Here is a 12,494-nt window from a genome sequence, read left to right as displayed (position 1 = left end):
CCCCGCCGCCGAGCCTCCTCTCATCCTTCCGCCCGCTCCGGCACGGGCAGGCCGAGCCATTCGGAATAAAAGGCGTCGATGTCCGGCTCGAAATCGCGGATCACCGGATACCAGGGGGTCGGCGCCTCCACGTCATGCAGCGTGCCGCATTCGCCGCAGACATATTCGCGGATCACCTGCCAGGTGGGCGTCGGCGCCATCAGGCGAGGATAGATCTCCTCCAACTTCGCCGGCGTGTCGCGCACATGGATGCGGGCGTGGAGCTTCCAATTCTCCTGCCAGCCGCAGAAGTCATGGCCGCACTCACAGCGCACGACCCATGTCTTCGTCACCTTCTGCTGCACGATGTAGAGCTTGGGACCCAGCGGCAGGATGATCTTGTCATCCCACGGCACGCGCTCCTGCAGGATCTCCACATAAGTTGCGAAACGCTCCGGATCCTTGGGCGTGGACAGCATCTGATGCAGGGTATCGGGATCGATCTTGCCTTCCACGAGGTCTTCGATCTTGGTGCGGGTATAGGCCATTCGCGTGTTCCTCCCATTGATCTTGAACTTTGAGAACAGGCGGGCGGCGGGGACAGGCCGCCGCCCAAGGGATGGTCACTCCTCCACGAGCTGAACCGTGTGCACGTCCGGCAATTCGGAGAGGTCCATGGAGTAACGCGAGCCGTAGGTGGGCACGCCGATTTCCTCCTCCGGCAGGCTCCAGCTTTCGGGCAGGTTCCAGAAGCTGCGGAATTGCTGCTCGAACTTCGGTCCCAGCTTGAAGGAAGCGGCGAACATCTGCCGCACCTGGGTGGACGCATCCTTGGCGAGGATCTTCGCGCGCTCGCCCTCCATCCAGTCGCGCGTCGGCACCGACTTTTCGATGCGCGCCTTGCGCATGGCGGCGCGGGCCGCCTCGGTGGCGGGGACATCCACCTGATGGAGGCCGTCCGCGCCCTTCCTGACCACCACGCCGTACACGTCGCCGGCGAACCGCTCCAGGATGTAGCCGCCGTTGAGGTCGTCGGCCACCGCCTGCGGGGCACGGTCCAGCGGATCGCCGAAACCGGGGCCGCCCCGCATGGAGTTCAAGTAAAGATCATAATCGGCAAACATCTCCTCGGTGGTGATGGCCTGCTTGTCGCGCTTGATCTGGGCGTTCGGAAGCATTCCATCCCAGGTGGGGTTTTCCGGATCGGTGTCGCCGCCGAGCGGGATCTCGGCGCCCGAGGCGATCAGCTCCTTCAAGCCCGTCTTGTGGGCGGCGAAACGATAGCCGGAGGCCGCGGGATAGCCGCCCATGAGCCCCCAATCGGAGGAGATGTGGCCGTTGCCCATGAAGAACATGGTCCAGTCCTTGGCATTCCAGACCATGCGCAGGCTTTCGAAGCCGCAGCCGCCGCGATACTTGCCGGAACCGCCGGAAGAGGCCTTGATCTGCCGTCCGAGATAGACGAGCGGCTCGGCCAGCTCCCAGATTTCCATATCGCCCATGTCGCCTTCGGGGTTCCAGATGGCGGCGGCGTGGCTGAGGCCGTCCTGCACTGCGGTGGCGCCGGTGCCGTTGGCGGCGCACTCGAACGAGTTCACCGCATGGATCTCGTCATATTGGTTGAAGCCGCCGCCCTGGAGCCAGTTCGACGTATTCGCATTGCCGGCATTCACCTCCTCCAGGTATCCGCGCCCGAAATAGGAGCGCGAGAGCCCCCGCCACAGTGCCGTCCAGGCCGAAACCAGGAAGTGCCAGCTATAGGAGAAAGCAACCCGGCGGTCGTCCGGGTTCATCCATGTGCCCTTGGGCAGGCGGAATTCGGTGCCATAGGCGGCGCCGTCATTGATCATCTCGGAGGGGATGAGGGTCTGGGTCATCATCACCCAGATGCCGGACGTAAAGCTGACCTGATGGGCGTTGTAGGTGTGCCAGCCCCAGCGGCTCGCCCCCTCGAAATCAAGCCGCCAGGTGCCATCCTTGCGGATGGTCATCTCGCAGGGGGCGTGCATGATGGTGTCCAGCTTGGCGAAATCGGACGGCACCCGCACATCCTCATGGGCATAGGGCACGTCCACGAAGCCCACCTGCCGGTAGGTGCCGGGGATGGTCATGGCCTTGATGCGGGCCTGAAGGCCGAGCCGGCCATGCTCCACCGCCTCATAGGCGAACTTCCAATAGGCCTCGATGCCTTCTTCGGCGACCACTTCTTCGACCAGCTTGCGGATCATGTGGCAGCCGGCAACGCGGGTGCGCTCGTCCAGCATCCAGTAGCGGGTCGTGCGCACCATGCGCTGGCTCTCGTGCAGCCAGTCGCGGAACAATTCGTCATTGGCGCCCACCTTGCGGCAGGTGATCTGGTAGCCGTCGCCAAAGCGCTGCACCTGGCCCGTGGACATGGAGCCCGGCCCCACCGAGCCGGTGTCGATCACATGGGTGACGCCGCCCACCCAGCCGATCAGCTCGCCCTGCCAGAAGATGGGCACGATGGTGTGGATGTCGCAGGGGTGCACATTGCCGATCAGACAGTCATTGTTGCAGAAAATATCCTTGTCGGCGACACCTGGATTGGCCTCCCAATTGTTCTCGATCATGTATTTGATGGCGGCACCCATGGTGCCCACATGGATGATGATGCCGGTGGAGGTGAGGATACTGTCACCGGCCGCATTGTAGAGGGTGAAGCACAATTCGCCTTCCTGCTCCACGATGGGGGAAGCAGCGATCTTCTTGGCGGTCTCGCGCGCATCCACCACGCCGGCCCGAAGACGGGAGAACAGCTTGTTGTAGAGGATGGGCTCGCTCTCGCGCAGGTCCAGCCGGGTGAGGCCGGCATAGCGGCCGGTGGCCTTGGTGGCGGCCATGAGACGGTCGCGATGCTCCTTGAGCGTCTCGCCGCCGCGCACGACACCCCGCGTCGCACCGTGCAGGGTGCTCTGGTTCACACTGACGTTCATGATTGACAGTCCTTGGGTTCGTTTCCGTTGACGGATTTTTCGGGCGCATCACGGCTGGAAGGGCCGCGATGCGCCAAGCCTTCGCAGGACGCAGCCTCACACCTCGCGCAGATGGAACAGGCGGTGGCCGTCCAGCCAGGTCTCGAAGCCGTCCGGCACCACAAAGGTGGTGGCGTCGGATTCGATGATGGCGGGCCCCGTCACCCGATTGCCGGGGCGCAGCGCCTCCATCTTGTAGAGCTGCGCATCCACCCACTTCTTCTTGCGATAGAACTTTCGGGTTCCGGTCTTTGCTTCTTCCGGCGGCATCTCTCCCTCTTCCGGTTCCTTCGGAATCTTCGGCTTGGGGATCGGCACCGTGCCGCGCATGATGGCGCCCGTCACCGAATAGCCGAGTTCCGGCGAGCGGGCGGAGGCAGCATAGACGCGGCCGTAAGTGGCGTTGAAGGCCTCTGTGAGCACGTCCCAGTCGCCGGGGGTGTGGGCCTCGGGCAGCGGGCTCTCGATCTCCAGGTCGTTGAGCTGGCCGCGATACTGCATGCGGTAGCCGGGCTGAAGCGTGACCTGATCGGCCGAATAGCCGTTCAGCTTGAACTCTTCGAGCACGTTGTGGGTCAATTCCTCCCACGCCGCCTGAAGGGTCTCGGCCGCCTTCGCCTTGTCGGCCTCGGGGGCGTCCGTGGGCATGTTGATGTCGAGGGACTTGTCATAGCGATATTCGAAGTCCGCCGCCGCGCAGCCGAAGGCCGAAAAACCCGCCGCCCAGGCCGGCACGATCACATCCTCGAACCCGAGACCCTCCGTATAGCCATAGGTGTGCACCGGTCCCGCGCCGCCATAGGAGAAGCAGACGAAGCTTGCCGGCGAATAGCCTTTTCCGGAGATCATGGAGCGCAAGTAATCGCGCAGGTCACTGTCGAGCAGCTCGATGACGCCGGCGGCGGCATCCTCCACCGACAGGCCCAGCGGATCGGCAAGCTGCACTTTGATAGCGTCTACCGCGCGCTGACGCTCAAGCTTGATCGCCCCGCCAAGGAAGTTGTCGGGATTGAGATAGCCGAGCACCACATGGCAGTCGGACACCGACACCGTCTCGATGCCGCTGTCCTTCCAGCACACGCCCACCCGGTAGCCAGCGGAATCCGGGCCGAGCTTGATGGCGCGGGTATAGGGATCGAGACGGATGAAGGAGCCGGCCCCCGCGCCCACGGAATCCATGGCCACCAGGGGCAGCGAGAGCACGAGCCGGGCCATGTCCGGATCGTTCTTGATGGTCATCTCGCCCTGGGTGATGAGAGCCACGTCGAACGAGGTGCCGCCGATGTCCGAGCAGGCGATGTTCTTGTAGCCCAGCACTTCGCCCAGGTACTTGGCGCCGATCACCCCGCCGATGGGGCCCGACACGATGGTGCGCGCGAGCTCCTTCGCCTTCCAGGAGATGGTGCCGCCGTGGGTCGCCATCACGCGGAAGTCGAACTTGGTGCCACGCTCCTTGAAGGCGCTGGAAATCTTGTTCAGCGTCTGGCGCGAAGGCTCGGCGGCATAGCCTTCGAGGATGGTGGTGTTGGTGCGGTGGGTTTCCTTGCGTACCGGATAATAATCGGCCGAGGCAAACACCGGGATCGATTTCCCGCTTCCTGCCACCTCCTCCAGCACGATATCGCGCACCCGGCGCTCACTCTTCGGATTCTTGTAGGAATGCAGCAGCGAGATGACGATGCCTTCCACATCCGATGCGATCAGTTCGCGGGCGGCGGCGCGGGCGGTGTCCTCGCGCAGCGGGATCACCTCCACCCCCATCATGTCGGTGCGCTCGGTCACGCCGCGGGTGAGCTGGCGCGGCACCAGCGGGGGATCGTAGCGATGGGTGTTGAGGTGGATGCGGTCCTCGTAGGCATAGCCGAGGTGGCTCTGCACCGCGCGACCCATGCGGTGGAAATCCTCCATGCCGCGATTGACGATGAGGCCGCATTTCAGGCCCTTGCGCTGCACCACGCGATTGAGCATGGCGGTGCCGGAATAGACCCCGGTCTGGAGCTGGGCGAGGGCATCGTGAAGCGACATGCCCCAATTGGCGAGGCCGTCTTCGGAAGAATTGATGAGGCCGATGGCCTCGTTCTGGGGCGTGGACTGGGCCTTGCCGACCACGAAGTCGCCGCTCGCATCCACGAAGAAGGTATCCGTCATGGTGCCGCCGGCATCGATACCGAGCACCTGGACGTTACGCAGGTTTCCGATTGGAACGTTCACGAGGATCCTCCCATCACTCAGGCCGGCCTCATTGGAGGGCCGGTTCGCGCAAGAGGATGTCGCGAAAGCCGTGCCAGCCGCAGCGAGGGGCAAGCGCAAAGCGCAATTTCAGGTGCTTAACGCGTCCGGTCAGCATGCTTTCCCTGTCGCGACTGTCCGAAACTCGGACATGTGTCGTCCGAACACAGCGCGCCGGACAGTTTCAATCGCGTGATGCACTTGCGAATGCGTCCCGCTGGACTTGTCTTTGCCTGTGGCATGCGCCTATCCTACGACCAAAGTCGATCGACGCGCGCCGCTGGGCGGGCGGACAGAATGCGACGGTGAAGGGAGAAAACCGCCATCTTCAGAAGGGCGGAGCCGATGCTCGGAACCTGCCTTCGGGATGGCCAACGGCTTTGAAGGCGACGCGCGCGGGACCCGCGCGACGCCGGCCGGGAGGGCATTGCCGGTGACAGTCAGCGATTTCGCGACACACGACGGTTTTGGACTTGCCGGCTCGGTGACGGGCGGCGCGGTGACGCCACGAGAGATCCGGCGCGCCTGGGAAATCTTTCAGCAGGATGGTGTCGCCTCGCCCGCCGTGCGGCCCCAGGTCATCGCCTCCTGGCAGCGCTCGCGCGCCCATCGCATCGCCGCCGGCTGCGCCGAGGCGCCGGTGGTGAGCGAAGCGGAATGGCATCGCCGCCGCCAGCAGAATCTGCGCCTGGTACACGCCGCCCGGCCCGCCGTCGAGGAGGCGCGCGCGCTGTTGGCCGACGCCCGCTCCATGCTGATCCTCACCGACGCCGCCGGCACCATCCTGGAGACCGAGGGCGATGCCCGCGCCCTGGATACCGGCCATGCGGTGAAGCTCCAGCGTGGCGGCGTGTGGCAGGAAGCCGAGATCGGCACCAACGCCATCGGCACCGCGCTCGCCGCGGGAAAGCCGGTGCAGATTCACGCCGACGAGCATTTCTGCGCCGCCGTGCAGCGCTGGACCTGCGCCGCCGCGCCGGTGCGCCACCCCAGCGAAAATACCGTGCTGGGCACCGTGGACATTTCCGGCTCCACCGACACCTTCAACCCGCAGAACCTCGCCCATGCGGTGGCTCTCGCCCACCAGATCGAGGCGGTGCTCGGCCGCCGCATCGCGCTGGAACACGACCTCGTGCTGCGGCATTTCCTGAACAAGCGCGCGCTGTGGCTCTCCGAGGAGATCATCGCCTTCAGCCGCACCGGCGCGCTGATTTTCGCCACCGACCGTGCGCTGAAGGAACTCGCCCGGCGCAACGAGGCCGTGCTTGCCGACGGCCGGCTGATGCCGGTGCGCGAAACCGCGCCGGAGGGGTGGGCGCAGCGCATGGGCGAGCTGCTGCCAGGCGCCAGTCTCGAAATCGTGCGGGAGGACGGGGAGGAGATCGGCGGCGTGATGGTGCTGCACGCCCCCCGCCGGCCGCGCCCCTCCGGCCGCGAGCCGGCGCACCTCGCCGCGCCCGAACCGGCGCCCGGCTTCGACGCCATCATCGGCGAGAGCCCGGCCCTGAGCGAGGCACGAGAGAAGGCCCGGCGCATGGCGCAAAGCGGCATGCCGGTGCTGCTTGAAGGGGAGACCGGCGTGGGCAAGGAGGTGTTCGCCCGCGCCATCCACGGCGCCCGCACGCCGCCGGGCGCCTTCGTTCCGCTCAATTGCGGCGGCTTGCCGCGCGATCTCATCGCCAGCGAACTGTTCGGATACGAACGGGGCGCCTTCACCGGCGCCGATACCGGGGGCCGGCCCGGCAAGGTGGAGGCGGCGGACGGCGGCCTGCTCTGCCTCGACGAGATCGGCGAGATGCCCTTGGAATTGCAGTCCTATCTGCTCCGGGTCCTGGAAGATGGCGTGGTCTATCGCGTCGGCGGCCATGGCGCGCGGCGGGTCAATCTGCGCCTCGTCTCCATGACCAATCGGGACCTGTCCCGCGAAGTGGCGGCGGGGCGCTTCCGGCGCGATCTTTATTACCGCATCGCCGCCCTGCGCCTCACCATCCCGCCGCTTCGGGAGCGCGGCGATGATGTCCTGCTGCTGATGGACCATTACGCCCGGCGCGCCGCCCGTCAGGCCGGGCGGCCGGCGCCGCGCTTCACCGCCGCCGCCCTCGACGCCTTGCGGGCCCATGCCTGGCCCGGCAACGTGCGCGAGCTGCGCAATGTGGCCGACATGCTGGTGGCCATGACCGACGGCGTGAGCCCCATCGACCTGGACGACCTGCCCGTTGACCTCTACGGCGGCGCCTCGGATGAAACAAGCAACGACCTGAAATCCCTGGAGCGCACCGCCATCCTGGCGGCGGTGGAGGCCTGCGGCGGCAATCTCTCCCGCGCCGCCAGGAGCCTGGGCATCGCCCGCTCCACCCTCTATCTGCGCCTCGCCGCCTGGGAGCGGGAGGCTCCGCCGCGCGGCGGCCGCGCCTGACGGCAGCGAATACCGCGACACACGCTCGACGTTCACCGCAGGTTGCGCTAAAGCGCTGCGCGCGACGGTTGAGGGGCCACCGCCGCACCCCTCGACCGCGGCCCCACCAGAGCGATGTCATGAGCGAAGCAGGGCGGCTTCCGGTTTTTGAGACGGTCAAACTGACACTGCGATGGAGCAAGACAATCTGCCTGAGGCACTGGAGGCTCCTGCTTGTCTATGCAGCAATTTTCATTGCGGGACACTTTTTTATTTTATATGTTTCTAAACTTTTTATTGAACTTGACCTAAAATACAACGTTATGTCACCGCTCGCGACAAATATAATAACAGTATCAACTTTTGTTTTGAATATTATTATTTCTCTCCTCCTACTTTTTTCACTCGCGATCCTGACTCAACACGAGATCTGGCGTGGCCCCTGCCGGCTTGACGCGCAAACCCTCGGCCGGGGACCAGGGCGTATCCTCGGCTATGCGTTCGATAGCCTCGCCATCGCGTTCATGGCGCTATTCGGCCTCCTTCTCGGCTTAGGCGTCGTCGTGGCGATCTTCACTCTTGCGTTCGGGGGCAAGCCCGGCCTCGGCGGAGTCCTGCTTTTCATCGCCATGCCCATCGTCGTCTTGCTGACGATAGCCATGACATTGCGTCTGTCGTTGCGCCTGCCCTCACGGGCCATCGGGCAGCCGGTCCGCTGGCGCGATGTCTGGCGCATGGGCCGTGGCAACACATGGCGTCTTCTCGCCGCCAACCTGCTGATCGTGGGCGTCTCCCTCTTGCTGTCGGTCGCGTCCCTGACCCTCATAGTCCTGCCCACGATGACACTTCCCATCACGATGGTACAGATGGTGGGGCTGCCCGGGTTCGGGTTGGCGCCGTCGCTGCTCACCATTGCGTTGAGCATTCTGATCTTCTTTGGTCTTGCCCTGATCTCTCAGATTCAGGCCATCATCGGATACGCGCTCTTGTCGGTGGCGTATGCGCAATTGAAACCGCTGCCGGAGGGGCCGGCAACGGGGGCTGCCGAAGCGTAAGAAGCGGGCTCAGCGCGGGCCCTGCTCCACCGGCCGGCGACCAGTGCATGCACGAGGCCCGAGCCGGCGCAGGCCCGGTTCAGCCTTGTTTCGACACCGCCTCCCGCCCGCCATGAAAATGCTCTACCTTCAATCAGCCCCGAAAGCCCGACCCAAGGATCCCTGCCATGCCGCACGCGCTCTACGACATCCCGTTGACCCGCATCGACGGCACGCCCGCCACCCTGGGTGCGTTTCGCGGCAAGGTGCTGTTGATCGTCAATGTCGCCTCCAAATGCGGCCTGACCCCGCAATATGGGGCGCTCCAGGCCCTCTATGCCGCGCGCCAGGGCGAGGGGCTCGAGATCCTGGGCTTTCCCGCCAACGATTTCGGCGCCCAGGAGCCCGGCACCGAGGCGGACATCTCCGCCTTCTGCTCCCTCTCCTACGGCGTCACCTTTCCCATGTTCACGAAGATCTCGGTGCTCGGTCCCACCCGGCACCCGCTCTACGACGCGCTCACCGAAGCTATGCCCCTGGCGGAGGGCGCCGATGGCATGCGCGAGCGGCTTGCCAAGCGCGGCGTGATGCGCGCCTCCCAAAGCGACGTGCTGTGGAACTTCGAGAAGTTCCTGGTGGACCGTGACGGCCGGGTGGCCGCCCGCTTCTCCCCGGACGTGGCGCCCAACGATCCGCGCCTCGCCCGCGCCCTCGACGCGGCCCTGGCGGGCTGAGGCTCAGGCCGCGCAGATCGCGGTGGCGAGGGTGACCAGCTCCAGGTCGCTGCCGTGCCGCCCCACCAGCGAAAGGCCGAGGGGCGCCCCCTCCACCTGCGCCAGCGGCAGGGAAACCTGCGGCAAGCCGGCAAGGCCGGCGGTGCACAGCAGATTCATGGCAAGGTGGCGATAGGTCACCTCCGTATCCGCCGCCGCCGAGCCCTTGAGCGGGGCGCTGCGCGGCGTGGTGGGCAGGACCAGCACCGTGCCTTCCGCGAGAAGGGAGGAGGTGCGCGCCACCACGGCCCGGCGCACCGGGCGCGCCGCTTCAACTACGGCGGGATCGAGGCGCGCGGCGGCGGCGAAGCGCTCGGCGACGCCGGGTCCGAACTCCGGCCGCACCGCCTCCACCCAGGGGCCGACGCTCTGCCAGATCTCCGCCGCCTGCAGCGCGCGGAACGCGGCGGACCAGGCGGCGAGCCCCTCGGGGGCCAGAACCACCCCTTCGGCCGGCGCCACCGCGCGCTCCACCCGCGCCAAAGCGGGGGCGAGGGCGGCACGCACATCGTCGCTGAGCAAAGCGAAGGCATCGGTGGCCACCAGCAGGCGGCGCGGCAGCGCCACCGGGCCGTCCTCGCCCAGCAGCACCCGGCCTACCGCCGCGAACACGGCCGGATCACGGGCAAACCAGCCCACGCAATCGAAGCTGGGCGCGAACGGCGCGATGCCGGCGGCCGGCACCCGGCCATGGGTGGGGCGCAGGCCCAGCAGGCCGCAATAGCTGGCCGGCACCCGCACCGATCCGCCGCAATCGGAACCGAGCGCGAAATCCACCAGCCCCGCCGCCACCGCCGCCGCCGAGCCGCTGGACGAGCCCCCCGGCACCCGCTCCGGCGCAGCGCTGTTCAGGGGCGTGCCGTAATGCACGTTCTCCCCCGTCAGCGAATAAGCGAGCTCATCGGAAATGGTCTTGCCCACGAGCCGCGCACCGGCATCGAGCGCGCGCTGCACCGCCGCCGCGTGGGCGGCGGCCGGCGCGTGGGTGCGCGCCCACGCCGGATGCCCGTTGCCGGTGACCACGCCCGCCACATCGAGCACGTCCTTCACCGCGAAGGTGAGCCCCGCAAGCGGCCCTTCGGTCGCCCCTGCGACCTCCACACGAGGACCCGGCAGAAAGGCGCCGACCCGATCCTCCCCCGCAGGCAGAGCATCGGCATGGAGCGTGGCGGTGGAAGCGGACATGGCGGAACCCGGAACAACGATGGAAAGACGGCCGCCCGAGCGGGCGACCGGGACACCGCCGACGCGACACGGCGCGGGTGTCCCGATGACATGTAAGTAAATTTTTGCATATATGTCGAGAGTGCCACGCGACCGTCGAGACCCCAGCTTGCAGCCTCCCGATCCCCCAACGCCTCCTGCCGCCCATGCCGGGCCCCGCAAGCGGGATGCGGCGGCCACCCGCGCCCGCATCCTCGATGCCGCCCGCGCGGCATTCGCACATGCAGGCTTTGCCGGCGCGCGCGTCGATGCCATCGCCCGCGCGGCGGGCACCAATGTGCAGATGATCTATCGCTATTTCGGTGACAAGGAGGGCCTCTATCGCGCCGTGCTGGAGGCCACCTACGCCCATCTGCGGGCGCTGGAGCAGGGGCTCGACCTCAGCGCCCTGCCGCCGGCGGAGGGGATCCGCCGGCTCGTGGAATTCACCTTCGACTATGTGCAGGACACGCCGGATTTCGTCGCCATCATCCGCAACGAGAACATGGCCGACGCCGCCTTTGCCCGCCAGATGCCGCAATTGAACGCCGCCGTGCGCCCGCTGCTCGACACCATCGATGCGCTGCTGGCGCAGGGTGTCGCGGACAGGGTCTTCACCATCCGGCCGGACGCGGCGGACCTCTACATCACCATCCTGTCGCTCGCCATCACGCCGGTGGCGCAGCGCGCCACCCTGTCGGCTTTGTTCGGCTTCGATCTGGCCGATCCCGACTGGGTCGCCGGGCGGCGGGGCGAGATGGTGGATGTGGTGCGGCTCTATCTCACCGCGCCACGCCCGGCTACGCCCGCACCCACCCGCAAACGGCGTGCTAAGCCCGCCGCCAAGCCACCCATCGCCTGAGGCCGGAGGCGCCCCCGTTGCGGCGCGCGCGGCCATTGCCCGAGGACAAAAACGCGGCTTTGCCGCTGTGGGCGACGTGCGCCCGCCCCCTCCGGCAGTGCAAGCCGGCGCCCGCGCGTGGTACCATCAAAGCCTGAGGCGGGACCACGCCGCCAACTATCCCGGAGAACGCCCATGGCCCCCACTCAGACCCAGTCCCGGACCACGACAGACACCGCGCGGGCCCTGCTCGACGCCCGCTACGGTGCCGACGAGGCGCCGGCGGGCGTGCTGCTCACGGAGACTATCGCGGGGCTCCTCAACCACCGCTCGGTGCGCGCCTTCTCGGCCCGCCCGCTGCCGGAAGGGGTGATCGAGACCCTGGCGGCGGCGGCGCAGTCCGCCCCCTCGTCGTCGAACCTCCAGGTCTTCAGCGTGGTGGCGGTGGAAAAGCCGGAGACCAAGGCCCGCCTCGCCGAGATCGCCGGCGGACAGAAGCATGTGGCGGAAGCCCCGCTGGTGCTGGTGTGGCTCGCGGACCTTGCCCGGCTTGAGGAGATCGGCCGTCGCGCGGGCGCGCCCACGGACGCCCTCGCCTTCCTGGAAACCCTGTTCGTGGGCCTCATCGATGCCGCGCTGGCGGCACAGAACGCCTTGGTGGCGCTGGAATCCCTCGGCCTCGGCGGGGTCTTTATCGGCGCCTTGCGCAACCGGCCGGAGGAGGCCGCGCAACTGCTCGGCCTGCCGCCGAACGTGCTCGCCGTGTTCGGCCTGTGCGTGGGTTATCCGGACCCCGACCGCCCGGCTCAGGTGAAGCCGCGCCTGTCGCAGCGGCTCGTGGTTCACCGCGAGCGTTACGACGCAAGCCTGCCGCAGGACGCCCTCGACGCCTATGAATCGGCGCTCAAGGCCTTCCAGGAGGACCAGAACATGCCGGTGGTCGGCTGGGCGGGCACCGCGCTCAACCGCGTGCGCGGCGCGCAGTCCCTGAGCGGGCGCGATCGCATGCGCGCCGCGCTCACCGCCCTGGGCTTCGGCCTGCGCTGA

General features: G+C 67.1%; 9 protein-coding genes. 5 read left to right on the top strand and 4 right to left on the bottom strand.

Annotated elements, in window-relative coordinates:
• Positions 1-20: 20 nt before the first annotated feature.
• The 3 genes from HUW53_RS03390 to HUW53_RS03380 form a co-directional block, all read right to left on the bottom strand.
• Positions 21-527: an acetone carboxylase subunit gamma gene (locus HUW53_RS03390; protein ID WP_237344327.1), complete on the bottom strand. Its 507-nt coding sequence runs from the start codon at positions 525-527 to the stop codon at positions 21-23.
• A gap of 75 nt (positions 528-602) precedes the next feature.
• A complete protein-coding gene (locus tag HUW53_RS03385) occupies positions 603-2,933 on the bottom strand; it encodes a hydantoinase B/oxoprolinase family protein (protein ID WP_237344326.1) in 2,331 nt (776 codons plus the stop codon).
• Between the two features lie 96 nt (positions 2,934-3,029).
• Positions 3,030-5,183, bottom strand: a complete 2,154-nt coding sequence (locus HUW53_RS03380; RefSeq protein WP_237344325.1) for a hydantoinase/oxoprolinase family protein — start codon at positions 5,181-5,183, stop codon at positions 3,030-3,032.
• 451 nt (positions 5,184-5,634) lie between these two features.
• Here HUW53_RS03380 and HUW53_RS03375 point away from each other — a divergent pair, with 451 nt between their 5' ends.
• The 3 genes from HUW53_RS03375 to HUW53_RS03365 all read left to right on the top strand — a co-directional run bounded on the left by HUW53_RS03375 (position 5,635) and on the right by HUW53_RS03365 (position 9,364).
• Positions 5,635-7,617: a sigma-54-dependent Fis family transcriptional regulator gene (locus tag HUW53_RS03375; RefSeq protein ID WP_237344324.1), complete on the top strand. Its 1,983-nt coding sequence runs from the start codon at positions 5,635-5,637 to the stop codon at positions 7,615-7,617.
• A 119-nt stretch (positions 7,618-7,736) separates the two neighbouring features.
• Complete coding sequence (locus tag HUW53_RS03370; RefSeq protein ID WP_237344323.1) at positions 7,737-8,651, top strand: hypothetical protein; 915 nt, start codon at positions 7,737-7,739, stop codon at positions 8,649-8,651.
• A 167-nt stretch (positions 8,652-8,818) separates the two neighbouring features.
• Positions 8,819-9,364, top strand: coding sequence for a glutathione peroxidase (locus HUW53_RS03365; RefSeq protein ID WP_237344322.1), 546 nt, complete (start codon positions 8,819-8,821; stop codon positions 9,362-9,364).
• Between the two features lie 3 nt (positions 9,365-9,367).
• Here the strand turns inward: HUW53_RS03365 and HUW53_RS03360 are convergent, their stop codons facing one another.
• Positions 9,368-10,588 carry an amidase gene (locus HUW53_RS03360; protein ID WP_237344321.1) on the bottom strand — a complete coding sequence of 407 codons (1,221 nt, stop codon included), beginning with the start codon at positions 10,586-10,588 and terminating at the stop codon, positions 9,368-9,370.
• Between the two features lie 148 nt (positions 10,589-10,736).
• Here HUW53_RS03360 and HUW53_RS03355 point away from each other — a divergent pair, with 148 nt between their 5' ends.
• Entirely contained in the window at positions 10,737-11,468 is a 732-nt protein-coding gene (locus HUW53_RS03355) for a TetR/AcrR family transcriptional regulator (protein ID WP_237344320.1), read from the top strand.
• 174 nt (positions 11,469-11,642) lie between these two features.
• Positions 11,643-12,494 carry an NADPH-dependent oxidoreductase gene (locus HUW53_RS03350; RefSeq protein ID WP_237344319.1) on the top strand — a complete coding sequence of 284 codons (852 nt, stop codon included), beginning with the start codon at positions 11,643-11,645 and terminating at the stop codon, positions 12,492-12,494.

Source organism: Xanthobacter agilis (assembly GCF_021730435.1).
In the GTDB taxonomy this organism is placed as follows: domain Bacteria; phylum Pseudomonadota; class Alphaproteobacteria; order Rhizobiales; family Xanthobacteraceae; genus Xanthobacter; species Xanthobacter agilis.
This window is presented reverse-complemented; position numbering and strand designations above follow the sequence as displayed.